General features: G+C 42.1%; 22 protein-coding genes and 1 pseudogene. 6 read left to right on the top strand and 17 right to left on the bottom strand.

The window, feature by feature from the left end; all coding sequences use genetic code 11:
• Window positions 1-172 precede the first annotated feature (172 nt).
• Window positions 173-817 (top strand): pyridoxamine 5'-phosphate oxidase, encoded by a 645-nt coding sequence (gene pdxH, locus SY85_RS13320; protein ID WP_066405263.1) that lies wholly within the window; start codon window positions 173-175, stop codon window positions 815-817.
• Between the two features lie 75 nt (window positions 818-892).
• Here pdxH and SY85_RS13315 read toward each other — a convergent pair whose 3' ends face one another.
• From SY85_RS13315 to SY85_RS13300, 4 genes and pseudogenes are all read right to left on the bottom strand, one after another.
• On the bottom strand, window positions 893-1,018 hold the full coding sequence (locus SY85_RS13315) for a 30S ribosomal protein THX (RefSeq protein WP_066405260.1): 126 nt from the start codon (window positions 1,016-1,018) through the stop codon (window positions 893-895).
• 93 nt (window positions 1,019-1,111) lie between these two features.
• Window positions 1,112-1,405, bottom strand: a pseudogene (locus SY85_RS13310) (HU family DNA-binding protein); the annotation flags it as partial.
• 267 nt (window positions 1,406-1,672) lie between these two features.
• Window positions 1,673-1,978, bottom strand: a complete 306-nt coding sequence (locus SY85_RS13305; protein WP_066405256.1) for a DUF4286 family protein — start codon at window positions 1,976-1,978, stop codon at window positions 1,673-1,675.
• 1 nt (window position 1,979) lies between these two features.
• Window positions 1,980-2,765, bottom strand: a complete 786-nt coding sequence (locus tag SY85_RS13300) for an exodeoxyribonuclease III (RefSeq protein ID WP_066405254.1) — start codon at window positions 2,763-2,765, stop codon at window positions 1,980-1,982.
• A 224-nt stretch (window positions 2,766-2,989) separates the two neighbouring features.
• On the opposite strand from SY85_RS13300, the gene SY85_RS13295 reads away from it, so the two are divergent.
• The 3 genes from SY85_RS13295 to SY85_RS13285 all read left to right on the top strand — a co-directional run bounded on the left by SY85_RS13295 (window position 2,990) and on the right by SY85_RS13285 (window position 5,172).
• Entirely contained in the window at window positions 2,990-3,724 is a 735-nt protein-coding gene (locus tag SY85_RS13295; protein WP_066405252.1) for an LOG family protein, read from the top strand.
• A gap of 329 nt (window positions 3,725-4,053) precedes the next feature.
• Window positions 4,054-4,668 carry an HAD family hydrolase gene (locus SY85_RS13290; protein WP_066405250.1) on the top strand — a complete coding sequence of 205 codons (615 nt, stop codon included), beginning with the start codon at window positions 4,054-4,056 and terminating at the stop codon, window positions 4,666-4,668.
• A gap of 54 nt (window positions 4,669-4,722) precedes the next feature.
• Entirely contained in the window at window positions 4,723-5,172 is a 450-nt protein-coding gene (locus SY85_RS13285; RefSeq protein WP_066405248.1) for a hypothetical protein, read from the top strand.
• Between the two features lie 74 nt (window positions 5,173-5,246).
• Here the strand turns inward: SY85_RS13285 and metH are convergent, their stop codons facing one another.
• The 6 genes from metH to SY85_RS13255 all read right to left on the bottom strand — a co-directional run bounded on the left by metH (window position 5,247) and on the right by SY85_RS13255 (window position 13,408).
• Window positions 5,247-7,982 carry a methionine synthase gene (gene metH, locus SY85_RS13280; RefSeq protein WP_066405247.1) on the bottom strand — a complete coding sequence of 912 codons (2,736 nt, stop codon included), beginning with the start codon at window positions 7,980-7,982 and terminating at the stop codon, window positions 5,247-5,249.
• A 54-nt stretch (window positions 7,983-8,036) separates the two neighbouring features.
• Window positions 8,037-8,450: a GxxExxY protein gene (locus SY85_RS13275; protein WP_082886427.1), complete on the bottom strand. Its 414-nt coding sequence runs from the start codon at window positions 8,448-8,450 to the stop codon at window positions 8,037-8,039.
• Window positions 8,451-8,476: 26 nt separating this feature from the next.
• Window positions 8,477-9,568, bottom strand: coding sequence for a homocysteine S-methyltransferase family protein (locus tag SY85_RS13270; protein WP_226998826.1), 1,092 nt, complete (start codon window positions 9,566-9,568; stop codon window positions 8,477-8,479).
• A 931-nt stretch (window positions 9,569-10,499) separates the two neighbouring features.
• Complete coding sequence (recR, locus tag SY85_RS13265) at window positions 10,500-11,117, bottom strand: recombination mediator RecR (RefSeq protein WP_066405245.1); 618 nt, start codon at window positions 11,115-11,117, stop codon at window positions 10,500-10,502.
• A gap of 303 nt (window positions 11,118-11,420) precedes the next feature.
• Window positions 11,421-12,839 carry an Ig-like domain-containing domain gene (locus SY85_RS13260; protein WP_066405244.1) on the bottom strand — a complete coding sequence of 473 codons (1,419 nt, stop codon included), beginning with the start codon at window positions 12,837-12,839 and terminating at the stop codon, window positions 11,421-11,423.
• Window positions 12,840-13,021: 182 nt separating this feature from the next.
• Complete coding sequence (locus tag SY85_RS13255; RefSeq protein WP_066405243.1) at window positions 13,022-13,408, bottom strand: winged helix-turn-helix transcriptional regulator; 387 nt, start codon at window positions 13,406-13,408, stop codon at window positions 13,022-13,024.
• 112 nt (window positions 13,409-13,520) lie between these two features.
• Between SY85_RS13255 and SY85_RS13250 the strand changes: the two genes are divergently transcribed.
• A complete protein-coding gene (locus SY85_RS13250) occupies window positions 13,521-14,387 on the top strand; it encodes a pirin family protein (protein WP_066405242.1) in 867 nt (288 codons plus the stop codon).
• A 200-nt stretch (window positions 14,388-14,587) separates the two neighbouring features.
• On the top strand, window positions 14,588-15,136 hold the full coding sequence (locus tag SY85_RS13245; protein ID WP_066405238.1) for a YceI family protein: 549 nt from the start codon (window positions 14,588-14,590) through the stop codon (window positions 15,134-15,136).
• Window positions 15,137-15,200: 64 nt separating this feature from the next.
• Here SY85_RS13245 and SY85_RS13240 read toward each other — a convergent pair whose 3' ends face one another.
• The 7 genes from SY85_RS13240 to SY85_RS13210 form a co-directional block, all read right to left on the bottom strand.
• Window positions 15,201-16,034: a rhomboid family intramembrane serine protease gene (locus SY85_RS13240; protein ID WP_066405236.1), complete on the bottom strand. Its 834-nt coding sequence runs from the start codon at window positions 16,032-16,034 to the stop codon at window positions 15,201-15,203.
• 184 nt (window positions 16,035-16,218) lie between these two features.
• Window positions 16,219-16,905, bottom strand: a complete 687-nt coding sequence (locus SY85_RS13235; RefSeq protein WP_066405234.1) for a sigma-70 family RNA polymerase sigma factor — start codon at window positions 16,903-16,905, stop codon at window positions 16,219-16,221.
• Between the two features lie 49 nt (window positions 16,906-16,954).
• On the bottom strand, window positions 16,955-17,380 hold the full coding sequence (locus tag SY85_RS13230) for a hypothetical protein (protein ID WP_066405231.1): 426 nt from the start codon (window positions 17,378-17,380) through the stop codon (window positions 16,955-16,957).
• Window positions 17,381-17,560: 180 nt separating this feature from the next.
• On the bottom strand, window positions 17,561-18,493 hold the full coding sequence (locus SY85_RS13225; RefSeq protein ID WP_066405229.1) for an alpha/beta hydrolase: 933 nt from the start codon (window positions 18,491-18,493) through the stop codon (window positions 17,561-17,563).
• Between the two features lie 494 nt (window positions 18,494-18,987).
• Window positions 18,988-19,881: a gliding motility protein GldB-related protein gene (locus tag SY85_RS13220; protein ID WP_082886425.1), complete on the bottom strand. Its 894-nt coding sequence runs from the start codon at window positions 19,879-19,881 to the stop codon at window positions 18,988-18,990.
• 302 nt (window positions 19,882-20,183) lie between these two features.
• Window positions 20,184-20,660 carry an anthrone oxygenase family protein gene (locus SY85_RS13215; RefSeq protein WP_066405227.1) on the bottom strand — a complete coding sequence of 159 codons (477 nt, stop codon included), beginning with the start codon at window positions 20,658-20,660 and terminating at the stop codon, window positions 20,184-20,186.
• A gap of 1,167 nt (window positions 20,661-21,827) precedes the next feature.
• Window positions 21,828-23,093, bottom strand: a complete 1,266-nt coding sequence (locus SY85_RS13210; RefSeq protein ID WP_066405225.1) for an SMI1/KNR4 family protein — start codon at window positions 23,091-23,093, stop codon at window positions 21,828-21,830.
• Window positions 23,094-23,242 lie beyond the last annotated feature (149 nt).

Raw genomic sequence — 23,242 nt, 5'->3', positions numbered from 1 at the left:
TACATTGAACATTTCCTGCCTTCTTCCTTCATCATTCCTTGTTCCTTGTTCAATATTCCTTTCTCCCGTTCCTAAAGGTCATTCATCAGTAAGTCAATTGGCTGTTTGGCTTGCAGCGTGCAGCGTGTAGCTTGTAGCCCTCCCTCTCATAGCTCATAGCTATCTTTGCACTATGACTTCAGAAATAGCCAGCCTGCGGCAGGAGTATGCCGCACAAGTATTGTTGGAAAAAGATGTAGCGCCACACCCCATTGCACAGTTTAAAACGTGGTGGCAACAGGTGATGAACAGCCAGATTACTGAGCCTAATGCAATGACACTGGCTACTTCTTCGGCTGACGGTGTGCCGGCTGCCCGTATTGTATTGCTGAAGGATTTCGATTACAACGGTTTTGTTTTTTACACCAACTATCAAAGCTTTAAAGGCATGCAGCTGGAGGAGAACCCGAAAGCCTGCCTGGTTTTTTTCTGGAAAGAATTAGAGCGTCAGGTGCGTATTGTTGGGTTAGTAAGTAAGGTAGATGCTCAAGAAAGCGATGCTTATTTTCATTCCAGACCGGAAGGGAGTCAGTTAGGTGCATGGACATCGCCACAAAGCCAGGTAATTAAAAACCGTGAATGGTTAGATCTGAGATACCAGGAAGTTGTAAAAGAGAAAGGTGGTAAAACCATTGAGCGCCCATCGCACTGGGGTGGCTATGTAGTTAAACCTGTGTTAATAGAATTCTGGCAAGGCCGACCTAGCCGCCTGCACGACCGTATACAGTATACACTGGAAGAAAATGGAGAGTGGAAGATTGAGCGCTTAGCGCCGTAGTAAAGTAGAAAGTTGAAAGGTTAACAAGTTGACAAGGATAAACCTGTCAACTTATCAACTTTTCAACTGGTCAACTTATTTACCTTCTTGCTTAACAGCAGGTTTAGTACCAGTAATTTTCTTATCGCTCGCAGGTCTTGCTTTACCGAAAGATCCTTTGAAGATTTTACCTTTTTTGGTTTTTTTATCACCTCTACCCATGACTTATAATTTTAAGGCTGCAAATTGCGAAAAAAATAGCAAATAAAAAGCCCTGCGTGAAACAGGGCTAAAATAAGATGTTGCAGTCAGCGATTACAACTTGCTAGAAAGCTCTTTACCAGCTTTGAAACGGGCAACTTTGCGAGCTTTAATTTTAATTACTTCACCAGTTTGAGGGTTACGGCCGTTACGAGCAGCACGCTTAGAAACAGAGAAAGTTCCGAAACCTACTAAAGTAACTTTGTCACCTTTTTTTAATGTTTTTGTAACAGCATCAACAAAAGCGTCTAATGCAGTGTTAGCTTGAGTTTTGGTGATACCTGCTTCGTCAGCAAGAGTAGCGATCAATTCAGCTTTGTTCATAGTTGAAATTTTAAAATTTGCGTAAACAAATTTAGAGGGTTTTAAATACCGGCAAAATAATTTTCATGTTTTCGCAAAAAATATGGTTTTGCTGAAAGCCGCAAGGGGTAAGGGTTTTATCGAAATGACTGTTAGGTTTTTGTTGTAAGTGTTTTTATGTAAAAGCGTGAAACTGGCCATGGTGGCTGGTTTCACGCTTTGTGTAGTTGGAATATAGGCTGGGTAAGGCTTTTAGCGGAATATACAATAAAAACGGTCACGCATACACTATGAAAAAAATGTTTTACACATCTATTTCACAATTTGCATAACGCTACGAAATGCAATAAAGCGTTCACCCCATTTATCAAAACTCTTTTGTCGCATATCTGCTGCGTGCTTAATAATATAATGATTATAAAGCGCTTTAGAATCTGCGTGATATTGTATAGCATAGGTTGGTCCTTCCGTATCATCTACTTCCAGCAAGCGCACTACTTTGTAGTCTGAAAAACACTCCGTAGCCATAATATCCGGTATGTGCTCATTGAGCAGCCACTCCAGCCAGGCATCAGCAATCCCTGCTTCTACTTTCACCGTTACATTATAAATGATCATATTAATTCTTATTTAAAAGACTAATGTCAAACTCCGCATAAACAGGGCAGTGGTCGCTATGTTTTACATCAGGGTAGATCTCTGAATCTTTAATGCAATTACGTAATGGTTCACTTACCGATATATAATCAATCCGCCAGCCTTTATTTTGAGCGCGTACAGAAGGGAATCGCTGACTCCACCATGAGTAACGGTGTGGTTCTGGTTTAACTTCTCTGAATACATCTACCCAACCATTACTATATAATTTATCCATCCAAGCGCGCTCTTCAGGTAAAAAGCCGCTGGTTTGCTGATTGGTTTTAGGAGAGTGAATATCGATTTCCTTATGTGCAATATTGTAGTCACCACAAATAACAATGTTGGGATGTTGTTTTCGCAATTCCTGCACATAGTTGTAAAACTCATCCAGCCATTGGTACTTGTATGTTTGGCGAATATCACCGGTTGTGCCAGATGGAAAATAAGCATTGATCAATCGCACATTACCAAAATCCAATTGTATCACACGGCCTTCTTCATCGCTCACCTGGTGGCCTGTTCCGCATTGTACATAATCGGGTTCTACTTTAGAAAATACCGTTACTCCGCTATATCCTTTTTTCTGGGCGCAAAACCAATAGTCTTTATAACCAGCTTCATGAAATAAGCTACTGTCAACATCGCCTTGTTGGGCTTTGTTTTCCTGGATACAGATGATATCAGCCGGGTCGGTTTTCAGCCACTCTAAAAATCCTTTTTTCATGGCAGCCCGTAAGCCATTTACGTTGTAGGATATGATTTTCATAACGTAGCAAATGTAGAGGATAGTTTGTAGTAAAGAAAAAGTAAAGCTGCGAGCAGAAGAATAGTTTTACGCTACACGCCGCACGCTTTACGCTTTACGCATTTTAACCATCCTTGTCATCTTTCTTCTGCTTGCAGCATGAAGCTTTAATGAATATATAAACTGTCTACTTCAGCATGCACTTACCCCTTTTTTGGGGTAATTTTAAGCTCATAAACGATTGCATGAAAACTAGTGAGCCGATTATACCCAAAAGTGAGCACGTATACCTTGAAGGACCTAAAAGCAGAAGCTATGAACTCCAATTCACCTGGAGAGTTTTTAAGGAATTTATCCGGGCTTTTCGCACTCTACATTTTGTAGGGCCTTGTATAACTGTATTTGGTTCTGCGCGTTTTAAAGAAGATCATGAATATTACAAGTGTGCACAAGAGTTTGGTAAGCGCATTGCTGAACTGGGCTTCACTGTTATGACAGGAGGTGGTCCAGGCATTATGGAGGCTGCTAACCGAGGCGCTTATGAAAACGGTGGCATGTCGGTAGGGTGCAATATTGAGTTACCCTTTGAACAAGTGCACAATAAATACTTGCATAAGTATATGACGTTTAAATATTTCTTTACCCGCAAAACCATGCTGGTGAAATATTCTTACGCCTTTATCATTATGCCTGGTGGGTTTGGTACCATGGATGAATTGTTTGAAATACTCACACTCGTGCAAACGAAAGTGATCCATGGCTTTCCGGTTGTATTGTTTAGCAAAAAGTTTTATAACCCCTTGATCAAAGTGTTTAATCACATGGCTGAAGAAAAAACCATTTCTCCTGAAGACCTGAACCTGGTGTTATTAACCGATGATGTGCAGGAAGCTATGGAACATATTCGTAAGTACATTCAAACCAATTATGTAGTAAAGCCCCGCCAACCACGCAGATGGTGGTTCTTTGAAAAAAATTAGCGCAATAGATAGGATGGTGAGTATCATGAAACGTGAGACGTGAAAAGGGCAGCGCATGCCCCCGGCCCCTAAAGGGGAGGGCCAGTGATCGTGAAACGTGAAAAGTCAAACGTGAAAAGGTTTCCTAAAACGCAATCTTACTTTATAGAACAAAAGCACTCCTTTGGTGTGCTTTTGTTATTTTACTTCTTTCTATTCCATCTTTTGTTCTCTCTGTGCAGCTCAGTGTGCTCTGTGTTTCTGTGGTTTCCAGTAGTGCTGTCCATGCCTTTAGGGGTGGGGTGAGCTATGGTGTCCTTATCTTTGCCACCTTTATTTAAGCGTATACAATGAATCAACCTATCAAGGCAATTATCTGGGATTTGGGAAATGTATTTGTGGATTGGAATCCCAATCATTTATTTGAACAACTTATTGAAGACAAGATCAAACGTCAATATTTCTTTGAAAACATCTGTACCATGGATTGGAATGAAAACCAGGATGCTGGTTATCCTATCCAGAAAGCCACAGAAGAATTAGTAGCTAAACATCCGGAGTGGAAAGAATATATAGAAGCGTATTATGGTCGCTGGGAAGAAATGCTTGGTGGTCCAATAAATGGTACTGTTGAAATCTTTAAGCAGCTAAAAGAAAAAGATCATTTAAAACACTATGCGCTGACCAATTGGAGCCACGAGTTGTTCCCTACAGCATTACGCCTATATGATTTTATGCATTGGTTCGACGGTCGTGTAGTAAGTGGTGAAGAGCGTATGCGTAAGCCGCAGCCTGAATTCTATAAGCTGTTACTGGATCGCTATGGCCTTCAGCCTTCCGATGTTGTGTTTATTGATGATAACCTGCGAAATATAAAAGCTGCTGAAGCAATGGGAGTTAAAAGCATTCGCTTTGAGTCGCCCGAGCAGTTGCGTTCCCGCTTGCAAGAGTTGAACCTGCTATAGATTGTTTTATTAAAAATGGTGAATTATATTGGGCGCTAAAACCAACTACTGAATATGGAAACAACACAAGAGCAACAATTAGCCCAGGAAGAACAAATGCCACAGCAAGACCTTTTTGCTGATATTATTGATACAGCGCCTTACGAGAAGAGCATGAATAATGCACGCATTTGGCTGTACGTGATTGCAGCCTTCCAGGCTGTGATGGGTATTATAGAATACAATTCAATCGATGAAGCTACAGTAGGAATGATTGCATGTGGTATTGATGTTGGTGTTGGTTTGCTTTTCCTGGGATTAGCACTCTATAGCAAAAAGAATCCTGTAACGGCTTTTACTATAGCGCTTGCTTTATATGTGTTAATCGTTGGTTTTGCTATATACCTAGATCCTGAAAGTGCCTTTAAAGGCATCTTATTAAAAGCGCTGGCTGTTATAGCGCTAGTGAAGGCTAATAAAGATGCGCGTAAGTATGCAGCGATAAAACAATCGATAGGCGAATAAGTGGAATGAAGCAGCCATAAGTTAAAATGAATAAATAATAAAAAGCCCCTGTAATCACAGGGGCTTTTTATTATTTATTCTAATACTGGTCGTAGCCAGCGTTCTGCATCTTCTATACTCATTCCTTTGCGTTGAGCATAGTCTTCTAATTGGTCGCGCTGTATTTTTCCTAAACCAAAGTAATGGCTTTGTGGATGCGCTATGTACCAACCGCAAACCGATGCCGGAGGGTTCATGGCCAGGCTTTCTGTTAGTTCAATGCCAATGTTCTCTGTAGCATTCAGTAAGGAGAATAGTTTCAGCTTCTCAGTGTGGTCTGGGCAAGCAGGATAGCCTGGTGCCGGACGAATGCCTTTATACTCTTCGCGTATCAGTTGCTCATTGCTTAATGTTTCACCTTTCTCATAACCCCAATGCTCTTTACGTGTCTGTTGATGCAAACATTCAGCAAAGGCTTCAACAAAGCGATCGGCCAGGATCTGAACTAAGATCTTATTGTACTCATCATGCTCACTGGCAAAGCGATCAATATGACCACGGGCACCATCAATGGTTACAGCAAAAGCGCCCATATAGTCAGTGTCTTCTGTGCTACCCAAAGGTGTACTTTCTGGTGAAGGTTTAATGAAGTCTGCTAACGAGAAGTTCGGTTGGCCGGCTGCTTTTTTCAGCTGCTGACGCAACATCTCCAACTTCACTTCACCCTGCTCTGTTTGAAGGGTAACGGTGTCTCTGTTGTTGCTGACTGCTGGCCACAACCCAATAACTCCGTTTGCCGTAAACCACTTCTCGGCTACAATCTTTTCTACCATCTTCTGGGCATCATTGTACAAGCGGGTTGCTTCTGTACCAAAGATCTTGTCACTCAGTACTTCTGGAAAACGCCCAGGCATTTCCCAGCCAATAAAGAAAGGACCCCAGTCAATGTATTTAGCAATAGTAGCAAGGTCAAAGTTTTTGAACACCTTAACACCTTCTGTTGCTGGTTTGGTAGGTGTATAATTCTTCCAGTCAAAGTATTCTTTCGTCACCACAGCTTCCTCATAGGGGATCATGGCCTTGGTGCGTTGCTTACTTAGGAACTGGTTACGTACATCAATGTATTCTTGTTGGGTCTGCTGGATAAAGCTTTCACTTTGCTCCTTGTTGAGCAAGTTGCTCACTACTGTTACACTACGGGAAGCATCCAGTACGTGCAAAACGCCATTGTCATATTCCGGAGCAATCTTTACGGCTGTATGTGTACGTGAGGTAGTGGCTCCTCCAATCAGCAGGGGCTGCTTCATGTTACGACGCTTCATTTCACGTGCCACATGCACCATCTCGTCCAGTGAAGGCGTGATCAGACCACTCAGTCCAATAACATCTACATTTTCTTTCTGTGCAGTCTCTAATATTTTGTCAGCGGCAACCATTACACCCAGGTCAATAATGTCGTAGCCGTTACAGCCCAATACCACACCTACTATATTCTTTCCAATATCGTGAACATCACCTTTCACCGTTGCCAGTAACACTTTAGGAGCGCTGGCAGATTCTTCATTCGTGGTGCCAGCTGCTAAGTGTGCCGCGCGGCGCTCTTCTTTCTCGGCTTCAATATAAGGTGTTAATACCGCCACCGACTTCTTCATCACACGGGCGCTTTTTACTACTTGTGGCAGGAACATCTTGCCGCTACCAAACAGGTCACCTACCACATCCATGCCGGCCATTAATGGGCCTTCAATTACGTCTAGTGGTTTAGGGTATTTCAGGCGCGCTTCTTCAGTATCCTGTTCTATATGTTCAGTAATACCATTAACCAGCGCATGCTTCAGGCGTTCTTCTACTGAAGTATGACGCCATGTTTCATCTTTCTTTTCTTCTTCCTTGCCTTTGGATTTAACCGTTTCAGCAAAGGTTACTAAGCGCTCTGTAGCATCGGCTCTTCTGTTCAATATCACATCTTCACACAGCTCTCTTAACTCAGGCTCTATCTGATCATACACTACCAGTTGCCCTGCATTTACAATACCCATGTCCATGCCGGCATGGATAGCATGCAGTAAGAATACAGAGTGAATAGCTTCACGCACATGATCATTACCACGGAAGGAGAAGGATACGTTACTTACACCACCACTAACTTTTGTTAGCGGCATTTTTTGTTTAATGATGCGCGTAGCTTCAATAAAGTCTACGGCGTAGTTGTTGTGTTCTTCAATACCAGTGGCTACTGCAAAGATGTTGGGGTCAAAGATGATGTCTTGTGGGTCGAAGCCTACTTGTTCGGTTAAGATCTTGTAAGCTCTCTCACTGATATTAACTTTCTTCTCTAGGGTGTCTGCCTGACCGCTTTCGTCAAAGGCCATTACAATTACAGAAGCACCATAGCTCTGACAGATGATGGCTTGTTCAATAAACTTGGCTTCGCCTTCTTTCAGAGAAATAGAGTTAACAATACATTTTCCTTGCACGCACTTCAAGCCGGCCTCAATGATCTCAAACTTAGAGCTGTCGATCATGATGGGAATCTTGGCGATGTCGGGTTCAGCTTGCAGCAGGTTCAGGAAAGTGGTCATAGCTTTTACGCCATCCAATAAGGCGTCGTCCATGTTCACGTCCAGCACCTGTGCGCCGTTTTCCGCTTGTTGGCGGGCCACACTTAGTGCTTCTTCATATTTGTTTTCACGGATCAGGCGGGCAAACTTCTTAGAACCTGTTACATTGGTTCGTTCACCTACGTTTACAAAATTGCTTTCCGGGCGCACCACCAGTGGCTCCAATCCGGACAGTCTTAAATATGGTTTGATTGTATTCGCTTCGCTCATAGTTTTTCTTCTTTTGAACCACGGAGGCACGGGGGCACGGAGTGGCACGGAGGATTATAAAATGATTCTTTTAATACCATTCTTCATTAATGGTACATGGAAGTTCAAAATATAACCCAGTCGTTTATTTGTTAGTTTTAAGTAGCTTAATAATTGCGCTGACCAAATGGGGTGTATTGTTTCTTGTGCTTTTAATTCAATAACTACCAGATCATCTACAAGAATGTCAATACGAAGCCCTTTTTGGATAACCAGATTATCGTAGAATATATCAACACTTTGTTGCCTAGAGAAAGGAATCTTTCTCTTTTCCAACTCATAGCAAAAGCACTCTTCATATATACTTTCCAATAAGCCGGGTCCAAGAGCTTTGTGTATATCCACTGCTATGTCAACAATTTCAGCAGCTAATAATTGTTCTCTTTCGCTTAAGGGTAAATAAATATTCTCTGTGTTGCTCAGTGCCATAGTGTCTCTGTGGTTCCAAATTAGGCCTAAAGGGCCGCTTCCAATGTTGGTAAAGGTCTTGGCTTGATGGTCTTTACATGTTCCGCAATATGACGGATATGGTCAGGTGTAGTGCCACAACAACCGCCTACAATATTTACAAAACCTTCTTTTGCCCATTCCTCAATGAAGTGCGCCGTATCAGATGGATGTTCATCGTATTCACCCATAGCATTTGGTAAGCCGGCGTTAGGGTATGCCGATGTATAACAAGCCGCTATGGTGCTTAGTTCTTCTATATGCGGGCGCATTTGCGTAGCCCCCAAGGCACAATTCAATCCTACACTTAAAGGGCGGGCATGCATGATGGAAGTATAAAAGGCTTCCAGCGTTTGGCCACTTAACGTACGACCAGATGCATCAGTAATAGTACCGCTGATCATGATCGGAAGCTCTGGCTGCTGTACATCGCGGAAATATTTCTTGACAGCAAATATGGCGGCCTTGGCATTCAGTGTATCAAAGATGGTTTCTATCAAGATTAAATCGATGCCACCATCTACCAGCCCTTTAACCTGCTCGTAATAGGCGTCAACAGCTTCATCAAATGTCAGGGCACGGAAACCAGGATTATTTACATCAGGCGACAGCGAAAGCGTCTTATTCATGGGGCCAATAGCACCTGCCACGAATTTGGAATTCGGAACTTGTGAATTGGGGTTTTCCTCCTGGTATTCTTTAATGGCTTGTTTGGCAATCTTTGCCGCCGCTACATTGATCTCATAGGAGAGCGCCTCCATACCATAATCGGCCATGGATACCCGTTGGGCATTGAAAGTATTGGTTTCAATAATATCAGCACCTGCTTCCAGGTATTCTTTGTGTATGCCTTTGATGATGTCGGGCTGTGTTAGACACAAGAGGTCATTGTTGCCTTTGAGATCAGAAGGCCAGTCTTTAAAACGCTCACCCCGGTAATCTTCTTCCGTGAGCTTGTGACGCTGGATCATGGTACCCATAGCACCATCGATCACTAAGATGCGTTGGTTCAATAATGCACGTATATCTGCCATTGCTTGTACAAAGGCGGAGGGTTGATGTTTAGTGTTTAAGGTTGAAAGTTTAACATCTAAGGTCATTGTCTCGTCACTTTGAACCTTAAATAGTAGACTTTAAATAAACCTTACTAATAAACGTCGGAAAACTGCATGAGAGAGTAATCTGCGTTTATTAGTTCCATTTTCCTGAAAGGAGGCCGAACAATAAACAAATCCGCCTAATGGCTGCAAAAATAGCCATAGATTGGCAGGAATTGAAAAGAATTATTGGAACATGGATATAAAGGATTAATTGGATTGACGGGATTACGGGCCGCTATCCATACAGCCTTTTCGATGTTGGGTGTAGTTTGCTGTAGCATCTGATCTCTCCTTGCAAGGTTTGTGTTGTATCTTTAGATCCTTCTATTTGCGTGTATTCTTTCCCTTCCTATTACACTTTTCTTTACTAGTTCTTGGGTTTGTAATGGTTTTCTGGTAACGGCATACGGGCTTGGAGACGGGTGAGGTAGGGCTGTGGAAGGGGCCGAAGGATCGGCCGGGGTACGGGTGAGATACGGAGTTAAGTAGGCTGCCATACGGAGTAACCTAGTCTTCCATACGGAGTAACCATGAAGGGACAGAGGAGTAGCAATGAAGGAGCAGAGGAATAATGAACAAGGAACAAGGAATGATGAAGGAAGAAGGGAGGAATGAACCGGGATTTGGGGAGATTAAGGGATTAAGAGGATAGATTAGGCATTTAGGGTAAGTGTCCTTTTATGATAGCAGGCTTTTCTTTAATGCAAGAGCAGATCCTTACTTCGATTAACTCGGGATCAAGTTCAGGGTGACAGTAAAAATCATTACCCAATACAGGCAGGTTTAAAGCGGAAGAGTGAAACCGGAAATCCTTCTCCTTTCCTCTGAGCGAAACCTATACTTTGTGTTTCTCCGTGTCTTTGTGCCTCTGTGTGGTTCCTCTCTCTCCCCGCGCCTCGGCGCGCTCTGCGTGAAACGGCGCGAAGCGCCCTCATTTGTTGGAAACGTAACTCTCTATAGGCAGACGGTTCTGTAAGCTACGCGCCAGGGTCATTTCATCTGCGTATTCCAGTTCGCCGCCAAAGGCAATACCGCGGGCAATGGTAGTTATGCGCACACCCGGATTGAGTTTTTTCTGAATATAGTAAATAGTGGTATCACCCTGGATGGTAGGACTCAGCGCAAAAATAACCTCGCGTATTTCTTCTTTTTGTACACGGTGAATAAGCGTGTCGATATTCAATTGAGAAGGACCTACACCATCTAATGGAGAAATAACGCCACCCAATACATGGTAGGTGCCACTGAATTGTTGGGTGCTTTCCAGTGCAATCACATCGCGGATGTTTTCAACCACACAGATCACATCTTGCTTGCGCATAGAGTTGGCGCAGATTGAACAGATATCGGCATCAGCTACATTATGGCAGCGTTGGCAAAACTTGATCTCGTTACGCATGCGGCTCACCACTTCAGAAAAATGCTGCACATCTTCTTCCTCCTGCTTCAATAAATGAAGCACTAAACGCAAGGCTGTTTTACGTCCAATTCCAGGTAGTTTGGAGAACTCATTAACCGCATTTTCCAGTAGTGCTGATGAGAATTGCATAGGGGGACAAAGATACAAAATATAGCGCCTTTTAAGGGTGAAAAACAAATGTAAAAAGGACTGAGTATCAGCTATTAACGTTTCCTTGGAAATGGTGTCAGAACTAGGAATTTTAGGATTAGTAAGGATTAAGGGGAGGGTATGCTTGAGGTGTTTACAAGTTAAAAGGATGGGTTCAGGTATTCAACAGGAAATAAAAAAGCTGGCCTCAATAAGCCAGCTTTAAAATTGGAAATATGGATAAAATACTAAAGGCTGTCCTGTATTTCCTCATAATCAATTTAAATCCTATTCATTCTAGTTCTATTCCAGCTTTAACTCATAGTCATTGTTACTTCCCCCTTTCACCGTTATTCGCTGTTCTATGGGGCGTACAATTTCTGGCTGTAGATGTTTACCAAAGAACTGGCCTGGATCCCATTTCCCATTATTGTTACGGTCTAGCAAAATCTGTACTTCATAGTCACCGGGTATAAATTGGTCAACACTTACCTGGCCACTGCTGATCGAAGTACTATACACCACAACGTTGTTTTGCAATAGCTGCAGTATGGGGTGTTGAGTAGAATCGACATTGGTTAGGCGAACCCGCATTCGGCCATAATCGGTAAGCTTTCGCGTGGTGAAAGAAATGGTGTCGCTTTTTAAAAGGCGGCGACCCAGTGTATCTTCCGCAAAATCTCTGTCTAAAATAAGGTTATACTTGGTTGCAGGTACCCATTGGGTTAGCAGGGTCAATTGTTTACGGGCGGTGTCTAGGCGGGTGCTGTAACTCACCGCAGTAAACGTTGAATCTCGTGTCAGGCGTAATTTGCTACTATCATAAATCCTCAACGGCTGCTCAAAAGTCAGTACCAGGTTTTTGAGCAGATCTTGCTCTTCATTGCTTAGGTTGGTTGAAAACCGCAGGCGGCGCTCGCTACTATTGTCACGACGACCGTTAGAGGGCGGCGGCAGTGCGCTGGTGCTGGCAGGTGTAGGTGCTGCTTCGGGTTTATAAGCATATAAGGTTACAGGTGGCGTGGCCGGACGGACAACAACAGGCGAATCTGCAAAGGCAAAATACTGGCGACTGTTGTAGCGGCTTTGACTTCCTCCATTGTTAAGAACATATACCCGAAAAGTGCCAGGGGGAAGGTTATGGAACCGGAAATGGCCTCGGGAATCCTGGCGGGCAATATAACGGGGGCGTTCTTTTGCTACGGCAGAATCAGTAGGGTTTCGATACAGAACGGCAATCAATGTGGTATCTATTTTGCCGCTCTCTGCCAAGACTATATTCCCGGTAAAACTTAAGGTGTCAAACACCGGACCGGTAGAAAAAGTATAGGTAAAATCAGGTAACACATTTCCCTCATTAAAATCTTTCAAGGAATTGCCAAAGTTGATGGAATAAGTGGTATTAGGTTCCAGGGTATCTTTCAGATGGATGGTCATTGTACGCAGGCGCACATCAAACTGAAGGGGAGTTTCAAATGTAGGTGTAACCAAAATATTTTGTGCGGCATTCTGCAGATCTATGTATTCATCAAACAATAGTTCAATGCGTTTGCTGCGGAAATTGGTAGTGGAGTCGTTTGGTGTGGCTTTAATCAACATCGGTGGTATCGTATCCCTTGGCCCTCCTTGGGGAGGTACAATATTGGCACAGCCTGAGCCGCCAATAACGCCAATGCATAGAATAAATAAGATGGCTATTGAAAAAAGAAAAGAATGTCTCATTTGTGCGGCAAACTTAGTGGCTTTCTAATAGAACAATAAAACCGGCCTCCTAATTATACTTTAAATGTCAGGTTGAAAATGGGTTGATGTTTGGAAAGCTTTATGTTACTTACAATACATAATCTAACTAGCCGTAAGATGATCAATAAGGCTAGCATATTCAAGCATAACAGATAAAGGGGTTAGTTGTCCCGGTTTAATAAAGAGTCCTGTCTGATTTTCTCACGGTGCATGGCACCCCATTGGCTCAACGCATCCAGTACGCCATGAAGGGTCTGGCTATAGTCGGTGAGCTCATATTCCACTACTACGGGCGTGCCTGTAAAAACATTGCGTTTTACAAAACCGTTCAGCTCCAGTTCCTTCAGCTCAGCAGAGAGTACCTTAGCCGAAATCCCCTCCACTACGCGCTGCAGCTCATTGAAACGTTTATGGCCTTCTGTTAAGGCTACTATTATCCGGAGCTTCCATTTACCGCCAATAGCATAAAGCGCATCTCCAATAGCCGCCAGGCGGGCTGTGCACTGCTGGGCTGTAAGTGGGGCTGTTTGCGTTTCTGTATTCTTCATCTCACAACTGTATTAAGTTACCAAAAGGTAAGTACTAACCTTTTGTATAGTGCTTACTTTATGTAAGTAAAGGTAGGTAATTTTGATATCTCAAAGTAAATAGAGGTATAAAATGAATACAAATAAGACAATAAACGCCATATACAGAGCTGGATATTCCGATTATGAGGGGTTGGATACTTATCGTGCTTTTCCTACGCGTAATGTTCCAATTGAAGCACTGGACCCTTTTCTTTTTTTAAATCATCATGGTCACCAGGTATACAAGCCTAATAATGCAGGCTTGCCCTTTGGTCCGCACCCACATAAGGGTTTTGAAACCGTGACATTTATTGTGGAAGGCGACCTGATACACAAAGACAGCACAGGATTTACCAGCAACATAAAGGCAGGAGGTATTCAATGGATGACTGCAGGACGCGGTATCATTCACTCTGAGCAATCGTCGGATGAGTTTAAGGCCAGCGGTGGAGCCTTAGAAATATTGCAGCTGTGGGTAAACCTGCCTGCCAAACATAAAAATGCGCCGCCCAAATACATTGGGTTACAGAAAGACGAGGTGCCGGCAATTAAACTGAACAATGATGCGGTAGTGCACCTGGCTTCTGGTTCCTGGGGAGAGGTACAAGCACCTATTCAATCCATTGCCGATGTACACCTTTCTACTATTGAACTAAAAGAAGGCGCTCAAGTAGACGTAACTATTCCGGCAGAAAGAAGTGTGTTGTTTTATGTGATCAAAGGGGCTGTAACCGTAAATGGGGAAACTGCAGAAACGCACGACCTGGTTGAGTTCAACAAAGAAGGAGAAAATATACAGATTCAGGCTGCAGCCGATACGCTGCTCTTATTAGGCCATGCACAGCCAAACCATGAGCCGATAGTAGCGCACGGCCCCTTTGTTATGAACACACAGGAAGAAATACGGCAAGCCTTTGTAGCGTATCAGCAAGGTCAATTTGGTACATGGCAGGACTAAGAGGCTGTTTAAAAATTGTTTGTGTATTCAACCCAGCGTTGAAAGCGCGGAGGTCTGCCACGGTTTTTTAGTGGTGACTACTTATCGAAAACGGTTGGGTAACCGTGGCAGACCTTGATACAGTTTTTAGTAGTAGTAGTATCATTTTTAAACAGCTTCTAAGAACAATTACTATTCAACACCATAATAAATCTAAAAAAATGACAACAACAAAATGGGAGTTTGATCCCACACATAGTGAGCTGGGTTTTAAAATCAAACACCTGATGATCACCAATGTTTCAGGTACGTTTAAAAAGTTTGATGTAAAGGTGGAATCTGAAAATGATGATTTTACCACGGCTAAGATTGTAGCCACAGCTGATATGAGCTCAATCTCCACCAATAATGAGCAGCGCGATGCGCACCTACGTAATGCCGACTTTTTTGAAGTAGAGAAATATCCTAGTCTGGTGTTTCAATCTACCAAGATTGAACGCATAGATGATGATACGTTCTATGTGTATGGCAACCTGACTATGAAAGGTGTATCAAAGGCTGTGAAGTTAAATGTGGAGTACAGCGGATTAACAAAAGATCCCTGGGGTAATCAACGTGCAGGATTTATCATTACAGGAAAAATCAATCGAAGCGATTGGGGTGTCACGTTTAATGGTGTGTTAGAAACCGGCGGACTGATGCTGGGAGAAGAAGTAAAGATCAATAGTGAGATTCAATTGATAAAAGCAGTGGCTGTAGAAGCCGCTTAATAAAAAGCCTCCTGTATTCAGGAGGCTTTTTATATTTTATTAAACAGCATATGGTATAGTGGTATCAACTGGCACTACGTGAGTGCCGTTTCAAGGTTTCTTTCTCTTTTGCCGTTAAGCTATTGTAGCCTCGCTTACTGATCTTATCCAATAAGCGGTCAATTTCCTGCTGGCGGGTAACTCTTTCTTCATTGTATTTATGATCTACAGAGTAGTGGTCGCTGTGCGTTTTAAAATAGAAATTGTCAACAAGTAGGAGATGGGGCCGCTTTACAATCAGGTAAAGGAAAACAATAGCCGGAATGGTAATCAATAAGATCGGTAGGTAATTTTGGGCAAATGCTTCAGGGTGAATCAGTAAGGCCATACCCATACCAACCAGAGCACCGCCAAGGTGTGCCTCATGGCCAATGTTATCACTTTTTGATTTAATACCCCAGATAGAGAACGCTACGTAAAGTACACCGAATATCCAGGCCGGAATATTGAAGAATGGCAGGAAAAAGAAACCCATACGCATGCCTGGAAATAAGGCAATGGCTGCAAAGATCACTCCACTCACAGCGCCTGATGCCCCTACCGAACTATAGTCGCCATCGCGCCAATGAATCAAAAGTGTAAGCAGGTTACACCCAATGATGCTGACCACATAGATCAATAAAAAATAAGCACTGCCTAAGTAGGCCTCTACAGAGCTGCTAAAGATGTAAAGACTAAGCATGTTGAATAGAAGGTGTGTCCAGCTTACATGCAGGAAGTCGGATGTAATCAATCGCTTATAGTCTTTGTACAATCGTATACTATCTACGCTAAACTTATAGCGGTCAAAGAAAGCATGGTCTTTAAAGCCTTTATAAGAAACTAAAACGTTAACCAGGATCAGTAATAGTGCAATCATTCCCTTGCTGTGATTTAAGTAATCGGTGGTTAGCAAATTATACTTCTTGTCAGTACGTATAATTTACACTCTTTGTATTTAAGATGAAGTTAAAGAGAAAGCGTTGGTAGTGCTATGCTTAAAAGCAAAAAAATGGTGCCTATTTCACGCACCATTTTAAGAAGTAGGGGAATCAACTGGCTGGTCACTTTTTACGGCGTTCTATTTCATAGATGTTTTGCATTACGGCATTAACAATACGATCGCAATACACCAGGTTGAATTCATAGATGTCTTCAGGGGTATATATCTTTTCAATTTCTTTTCGTAATAAAGCTTTGGCCCTATTTAACCGCACTTTTACATTAGAAGCGGTGGTTTGCATGCTATCGGCTGTTTCAGCAACACTGAGTCCCAGCAATTCTCTAAGGGTAAAGGTTGTGCGGTACTCCTTAGGAAGCTTTTGAATGCAGGTTTCAATAATGCTGTTTAATTCTCTTTTTATCACGGTTTTTCCATTGTCGCTTTGTGGGTTAATCTGATTCATAACGCTTGCATGATCTGGTATGGATTCTATAAGCTGCTCTTTTTGATAGCTGTGCTTTTGTGATTTATGATAGCACTGGTTAAGCATGATCTTTACGATCCAGGTTTTTAAAGAAGACCGATTAGCAAACTGTTCCAGTTTTAAATAGCTGTTAATAAAAGCTTCTTGCATCAGGTCCTCGGTATCGTGGTGATTAAAACCATAGCTTCGACCAATCTTATAAAGGAATGGATTATAACGGCGTATCACTATTTCAAAAAGAGCCGTATGCCCATCTAAAATGGCCGTAACCAGTTCTGTGTCGGTGTATTGTTGAATATTTTTTTCAATGTGGGCCAAAGCCATAAAGGGGTGGTTTTTCCTGTTAATAAATCTAATCTTTTTTGCCAGCAATTTAACGGAAAGCTACCTGATGACGGGCTGGCTCGGTGCGCCACGCCAGAGCTACCTTTGCAATTTGTACAAAGGAGTAGGCGCCGATAGCCATAACCAGGTCACGCACAGCTACATCAAAATATTTTCCAGAAGCAATAAGCGTTAAGGCAATGAGTGCTAGCCACGCCATTACAATATAGCCTCCAATTGTAGGACGGGCAAGTACGATCAATCCGGCTACTATTTCTATCACACCCACGATCATCATAAAGGTGGCTGCTGAAAACGGAAGAAACGACGCGACGGTCGGATTTAAATATTGCTCCCAGTTAGTAAGGATGTTGGTAAACTTATCCAGGCCAGCTACTATAGGTACCAGGCCATAGGTTAATCGTAGGAGGTTAAAAACGGGCACTATCTTTTGGTTGGGGTTCATGGTTTCCATACTATTTGTATTTAATGCTGTTACGAACGATGTATTCTGTAAGCATCGGTTATTTGGCTGCTTACATAAGAATAGAGTAGGTGAAGAGTAGAAAGGTTACAGCGAAAAACAAATTAAATGGAACTGCTCAATACCCCGTAGAAAAACATAATGGAGAAAGAAACTTTTCTTGTGGCTTAATCATTTATGAAGGAAGGCGGTGATTTTGTTGGTCCATTCCTTTTTATACTTTATCAGATAGTTTTCATGACCAGCTAGTGGAAAAATCTCTAATTCCTTTTGCCCTGCAAGGTTGTTATAAATAGCCATCGTTTCTTTCTTCGTCACTTTTGTATCTACGCCACCATACATCAGCAGTGTTGGACAGTTGATTTGTTTTGCATAATCAACCGGATTATGATGGAATGCGTTAAACCCGTTTTGTACGCCGCCCCAAAATACCAGCAAGTTGGCCATTGGTATAGCAGGGATACCCATGTTTGAGAAACGGTTTTTTACTGTTTGTAATAGGGTGCTAAAAGGACATTCAATAATAATCGAGCTCACCGGTAACTGGTAGTCACTCATACTTTTCAAGATAGCCGCTGCACCAAGGGAAGTGCCAAATAAAACAATATTCTGTTCTCCTGTCTGCTGCAAATAGTCAAAGCAGGTTTTTACTTCAAGTGCTTCTTTAAAACCAATGGTGGTTTGATTTCCCTCAGAACCGCCAGCTCCCATAAAGTCAACAAGCAGTGTATTGTAGCCAAGGTTTCGGAATATAGTTGCTTTATCCAGCATGGAGGATTTCTCTCCTCCATAGCCATGAAATAAGGCAACAGTTCCTTTTGGTTCTTTTGCTTTTATGATCCAGCATTCAATTTCTTTATTGCTTTTGAGCTTTATTGCTTTGTATACCGTATCTGGTACTATTTTGGCCTGGGGGCGTGGGTTGCTGATCCCAAATAGCGCTAGGTTCAACTTTTGCCCAAATGATAAGTTAGTACCGTTTTTTGTTTTGTGTATAGAAGTGTCGAAATGGGTGAATTTATAAGCATGTAAGAAGGCAATTAAATTCATTAATATGAACAGAATAAGGAGTGTCCAAAGAAGGCGCTTAACGTATTTGTTCATAATGAAGTTTATTTAACCGGTACGGATGGCTAAATATAAGTGTAAGGACGTTGAAGCAGGGCGTTTTATAGAATAGTAGGATGTAAAAGATGGTAAGATTCCATTCCTCGATATCCGATTTTATGTGCGATTCTTTGAGCTCTTTCCTTCGCTCAGTATGGCAAAGGAAAAAACGTTGGAGATGCAACCTTCTCCTTATTTCAAAAAGAGACACTGATGAAGCGGACAGGGGGACAGTAAAAATTATTACTGATTGTAGTCATGTTGATGGTGTAAGTTTCTGAGATCCTTCACTGCGTTCTGGATGACAAACGTCAGAGACGTTATAATTGGCAGGCTGGTTGAAAGCGGAAGGTTGAAATTAGAAACCTGAAATCTTCAAATCCACCTCCTTTTCTCCTTTTCCTCTTTCATCCTCCTAGCATACTTGTCAACTTATCAACTTGTTAACCTGTCAACCTAAAGCAGCCATCACAAAATCAGACATCAGCCATTTACTTAAAATACTTCTCTAGATAATCACTCTTTCTTAGAAAGTCTTTAAAGTCTTTGATGTCCAATATTTCTTCAAATGCCTGGCGCTTGTCTGTAGCCTTATTATAATATTGTTCTGTGATCTTATAACCAATCCAATAACCCAGATCATTAGGGCGATCATCTTTACCTGATACACCATACAGCCAGTCGATATATTGCGTGCTATCCATGCGGCTGATGAATTCCCGGCATAGCTTCTCTTCATGAAGATTGCCATAGTTTTGCGCTTTCTGGTTAATATGCGCTCCTGAGATCAGTTCGCCAAGAAAGTCGGCACTGCCTTCTATAATGCTTTGTTGTAAGAGGGTAGGATTTTCAGGCCAGTTCTTTTGCTGAAAATGAATCAATTCGTGTGCTACAACATAGGGAACATTATTAAGATTGGCCTGCATTTCTGCGCCGATGAAGATGCCTCTTTCCGAGAAAGTGCCACCAGAGTTAAATGCACCGATAACAAAGAATACATGGGGGTATTGCACTTCGGGGTACCAATATTTTAGTGCATAAAATACGCTTCGGCATTGCTTTTCTTTTTCACTTATCCGCAATGTATTCTCTCTGACTTTTTCGTAGTCCGCCCTTCTGGCTTTTACCGTATTCAAAAGATGTTCTGCACTTTGAATACGATTGGGAAGAAAAGCTTGTATACCCGCACTTCTAAATTGCAGGTAATTACTGTCAAACGGGTTACTGGTTGTGTCTTGCTTAAAGGCATCAAAAGCTTCCCAGAAATGATCGATGTCTTTATACAGAAAAAGTGAATTGTCCGGATTGCTGGAATATTTAAGTTGAGCGTGTACACAGGTGCTGACGAAAAGTAACACTAAGGGTAACAGCTTATTTTTTATCATGGTATGGATTTTAAGTGGCAGATAGCACTATATTATACTTCCTGCCGAAAGAAAATATTCATGTCATTTACTGGTACTCAGAAGGTTGGGTGATAGCGGTTTGCAGCAGAGGGTTAATGGGTCAGGATCTTCTGTAAATAAAAGAGGCCCTGTCAGGCATGATCACTGCTTTTTATAGTGTATACCATAATTAAGCCAGTTGCCCGGCAATTGTAACGGTATTTTCGCCATAACATTGTGAAGTATTAAATAGTTGATCAAAATTATGTTCTGAAGTTTTAGCTGATTATTGAGCAGCTATATTACCATTCATCTTTCTTGCTAAGTATAACCGATAACGCAACGCAGGCAAAGCTGATGATAGAAGTAATTGTTCTGCCTGCATGGTAGGCCTGCCATTTGTGGCGCAGTGTAGTCCACTCAGCGGGCACTGTTGCAGCGTCCCATTCTTTAATCTGGTTGTCGATGGGCACTAATACCAGTAAGGTGATCAAGAGTGTTATAAGAAGGGTTGCCAAGCCTAAGATGCCAAAGTAAAAGCCAATTGACTTCTTGTTGTAGTACCACACTACCCATAGCGATACGAATAGAATAGCAGCAGGCATAAGAATGCGCATGGGAACAGCCACATTAGCAATAATGACTTTGCCAATATGAATGAATTCTTCTGCTGAAAAGCTATCGATACTTCGTGTAAGTGTAAACCATGTGCCCCAGAATACACCGGTGACTAAAAGAAGTAATAACAAGCTTATAAATGCAATGAGAGTGGTTCTCATGCTTTGATGGTTTAGTGTAGTTTAAAAGTACACACTGTGATAGTAAAAAGAGACCGCGTATTGAGGGATTTGTGGGATTAGTAGGATTATATTCGCGAATACTGGCGATTGTTTTTGGGATTGCACGGTCTTTAAAGCTAGAGCTCCCATTCATCTGGCGCTAGTTTTCTGTGCGCAGCCATGCGGGTAGCTGACTTGTGCCTGGCTTAAATGAGTCATATGCACTTTTATAGCTCACTGGACACATGCCTGCTTGGCTGCAAAATTTCTCCCGCAAAGACTTGCGCCAGATATAGAATCCTTTTCAGTTGTTAATACACTCTCAGGATGTATAGAACCGTTGGTCGGCGACCCCAAGTGTTCGAAAGATCTAGGTCACAAAATTCCTTGTATACTTTGCCGCCAGTGCGTTGGTTAGAAATGATCAGGTTGTTGAAGCTGGGGTTCCTTCTTACTTATCTTTTCAACTTTTTTCCTTGATGGACCACGGATTAGTGGGATTTAGAATGGATTTGCAGGATGAGAAATTTTTTAGTTTTTAATGTCCCTTCTTCCTCTGTCTTTTCAACTTTTTTCCTTGATGAAAAAAGTTGAGCAAAAAAATCAATCCCGCATGTGCGGGACCGCCAATGCGCCTCCGGCTGCCGGACCACCCACGCACAGCAACACTCCTCTATTTTGATTAGATTTACGATAGGCAGGTCGTTTTAGGCGTACCCTTCCCAACGTTGGGTGCAGTAAGCAAGAAAGCTAGAAACAGCTGCTATGCGAAGAAACGGCAGGCGCTGTATATTCCGCCTGACTCTGATCGTACAGTGAGGCGGTAAGCACAAGGCGCAATATAAGGCGCTGGACCACCCTGCTACTTAGTTTAGAAGAAGAGACGATTGACATAGGGGCAGGGTTTTATGGTTTGCGAGAAAGCTACTTCTTTAAGGCACTTTTTAAATCAGATAAAACTTTCGAACACTTGGGGTCGGCGACCAACGGCAACGGAGGTATAGTTATATGATATGACAGGTGTAAAGCAATGTCTGTAGCGAGGTTTATAACGCCAGCAGCATATCCTGAAACGAGTTCAGGATGACAGTAAAAGTCTTTACAAATGGTAGACAGGCTTAAGGTGCTAGTACCCTTCGCCAAGCTCAGGGCGACAAAAGAGAGAAATTAGATGGTAATGTTTTCCTCCAAATCTTTCAATTGTGATTCCATATAAAATCGGAAGCTGGGGTACCTTGTTTCTCCTGAAGCCCATGTAGCAAAAAACCAACATTCCCATGCACCTATCTCATCTGGAACTAATAGCAATTGTTGTTCTTCTCCTTGTCCTCCAATAACAATACTTTGTCTAAACCTGCAACCCAATGTTTCATTCTCCTGCATGACTTCGTATATCCAGCTTTCTACAAATTCTGCATCATAGCTGGTAAAGTAATCAACATATTCAACTGGTGCTACAGTTGGGGAAACTGGAGTGATACTGTCAAACCCATTAGATGTACACAAGAACTCTCTATAATCTTCTGGGAAACGTATGTTTAGTCGCTGTTCTACGTTTTGTATGTTTTGTTCACTTGTACCTGCCTTGCCTAACCACCCAGCATCTTTTATTTCTGCAGAAGGAGCATCGATGTGTTGGCTTGCAACTATAGAGGAGATCTTTGTGAGTAATTCCATCCAAGGCATCTGACTATATAAAAGAGTCTTGCCATTCTTTGCCCTTTCCATAAGAGCAAGCTTTAAAGTTTCTAAGTCTTTTTTGATGGAGGCTGACGAAAGATTAAAAACAGGTGCTAGTATGCCTTCTAGTAGCAAGGATATAATGCTTCTTTCTTTTAAGAGTACTGCCAGATCATAATTAGACCAATATTTCAAGTAGCCTTGTCCCCATAGTTTTATATATTTTTCCAATTCATCAGATAAGTGGCTTCTACCTGCCAATAAGCATGCTGCAGTGGTGGCATGATAATATGAGTAGCCTACAGCTTCATTAGATTGAAGAAAGCGGTCTAGAGCTTCTACTATTGCGGCTGTAGGTAGCACTTGTGTAGCACCAGCTGTAATAGCCGTAGCTAGCAGGTGTCCACCTGTTAATTGTTTTATGGAGGTGTTATATACGGCGCTGCTAGATTGATAGATGACGCCATTCCAGTTTTCTTTTTCTATTTCATCAATATCAATAAATGGAAATGGGACATTTGCCGGGGTTGTTCGGCTAGCCTGCCAAAATACTTGTAGTCCCTGTTCAACTGATCGTAGCTGTTCTGAATGCTTAAAGTTATAGCCCCAAAGCACCCCAAGCAGTTGATTGGCTTCTTCTGTAAATCCACATATAGCCCATTCGAGTGCTTTTTTAGTTATATGGATATAAAGTTCTTCAACATCGCCGGATTGAATCACTTTTAAAAGCCTGTTTATGTTTGTTGGTGACATAAGTAATAAAGGTAGTATAAGATAGGTCGTATTTTATTGGCAGTATTTACTTCTTATTGCTACGTAATAAAAAAGCACCCTTTTATAGAGTGCTTGTTAAATATCAAGAAGTTTTCCTCCTAATCCATTTCCATCCAATCAATCCTAGT

This window comes from Flavisolibacter tropicus (genome assembly GCF_001644645.1).
GTDB classification, from domain to species: Bacteria; Bacteroidota; Bacteroidia; order Chitinophagales; family Chitinophagaceae; genus Flavisolibacter; species Flavisolibacter tropicus.
Note: the sequence above shows the minus strand (reverse complement) of the source record. Positions and strands in the feature narration are given on the sequence as shown.

What these genes read in the sequence shown, in the direction of transcription:
- pdxH (WP_066405263.1), top strand. Translation starts at nt 173, where the DNA reads ATGACTTCAGAAATAGCCAGCCTGCGGCAGGAGTATGCCGCACAAGTA.
- SY85_RS13315 (WP_066405260.1), bottom strand. Translation starts at nt 1,018, where the DNA reads ATGGGTAGAGGTGATAAAAAAACCAAAAAAGGTAAAATCTTCAAAGGA.
- SY85_RS13305 (WP_066405256.1), bottom strand. Translation starts at nt 1,978, where the DNA reads ATGATCATTTATAATGTAACGGTGAAAGTAGAAGCAGGGATTGCTGAT.
- SY85_RS13300 (WP_066405254.1), bottom strand. Translation starts at nt 2,765, where the DNA reads ATGAAAATCATATCCTACAACGTAAATGGCTTACGGGCTGCCATGAAA.
- SY85_RS13295 (WP_066405252.1), top strand. Translation starts at nt 2,990, where the DNA reads ATGAAAACTAGTGAGCCGATTATACCCAAAAGTGAGCACGTATACCTT.
- SY85_RS13290 (WP_066405250.1), top strand. Translation starts at nt 4,054, where the DNA reads ATGAATCAACCTATCAAGGCAATTATCTGGGATTTGGGAAATGTATTT.
- SY85_RS13285 (WP_066405248.1), top strand. Translation starts at nt 4,723, where the DNA reads ATGGAAACAACACAAGAGCAACAATTAGCCCAGGAAGAACAAATGCCA.
- metH (WP_066405247.1), bottom strand. Translation starts at nt 7,982, where the DNA reads ATGAGCGAAGCGAATACAATCAAACCATATTTAAGACTGTCCGGATTG.
- SY85_RS13275 (WP_082886427.1), bottom strand. Translation starts at nt 8,450, where the DNA reads ATGGCACTGAGCAACACAGAGAATATTTATTTACCCTTAAGCGAAAGA.
- SY85_RS13270 (WP_226998826.1), bottom strand. Translation starts at nt 9,568, where the DNA reads ATGACCTTAGATGTTAAACTTTCAACCTTAAACACTAAACATCAACCC.
- recR (WP_066405245.1), bottom strand. Translation starts at nt 11,117, where the DNA reads ATGCAATTCTCATCAGCACTACTGGAAAATGCGGTTAATGAGTTCTCC.
- SY85_RS13260 (WP_066405244.1), bottom strand. Translation starts at nt 12,839, where the DNA reads ATGAGACATTCTTTTCTTTTTTCAATAGCCATCTTATTTATTCTATGC.
- SY85_RS13255 (WP_066405243.1), bottom strand. Translation starts at nt 13,408, where the DNA reads ATGAAGAATACAGAAACGCAAACAGCCCCACTTACAGCCCAGCAGTGC.
- SY85_RS13250 (WP_066405242.1), top strand. Translation starts at nt 13,521, where the DNA reads ATGAATACAAATAAGACAATAAACGCCATATACAGAGCTGGATATTCC.
- SY85_RS13245 (WP_066405238.1), top strand. Translation starts at nt 14,588, where the DNA reads ATGACAACAACAAAATGGGAGTTTGATCCCACACATAGTGAGCTGGGT.
- SY85_RS13240 (WP_066405236.1), bottom strand. Translation starts at nt 16,034, where the DNA reads ATGATTGCACTATTACTGATCCTGGTTAACGTTTTAGTTTCTTATAAA.
- SY85_RS13235 (WP_066405234.1), bottom strand. Translation starts at nt 16,905, where the DNA reads ATGGCTTTGGCCCACATTGAAAAAAATATTCAACAATACACCGACACA.
- SY85_RS13230 (WP_066405231.1), bottom strand. Translation starts at nt 17,380, where the DNA reads ATGGAAACCATGAACCCCAACCAAAAGATAGTGCCCGTTTTTAACCTC.
- SY85_RS13225 (WP_066405229.1), bottom strand. Translation starts at nt 18,493, where the DNA reads ATGAACAAATACGTTAAGCGCCTTCTTTGGACACTCCTTATTCTGTTC.
- SY85_RS13220 (WP_082886425.1), bottom strand. Translation starts at nt 19,881, where the DNA reads ATGATAAAAAATAAGCTGTTACCCTTAGTGTTACTTTTCGTCAGCACC.
- SY85_RS13215 (WP_066405227.1), bottom strand. Translation starts at nt 20,660, where the DNA reads ATGAGAACCACTCTCATTGCATTTATAAGCTTGTTATTACTTCTTTTA.
- SY85_RS13210 (WP_066405225.1), bottom strand. Translation starts at nt 23,093, where the DNA reads ATGTCACCAACAAACATAAACAGGCTTTTAAAAGTGATTCAATCCGGC.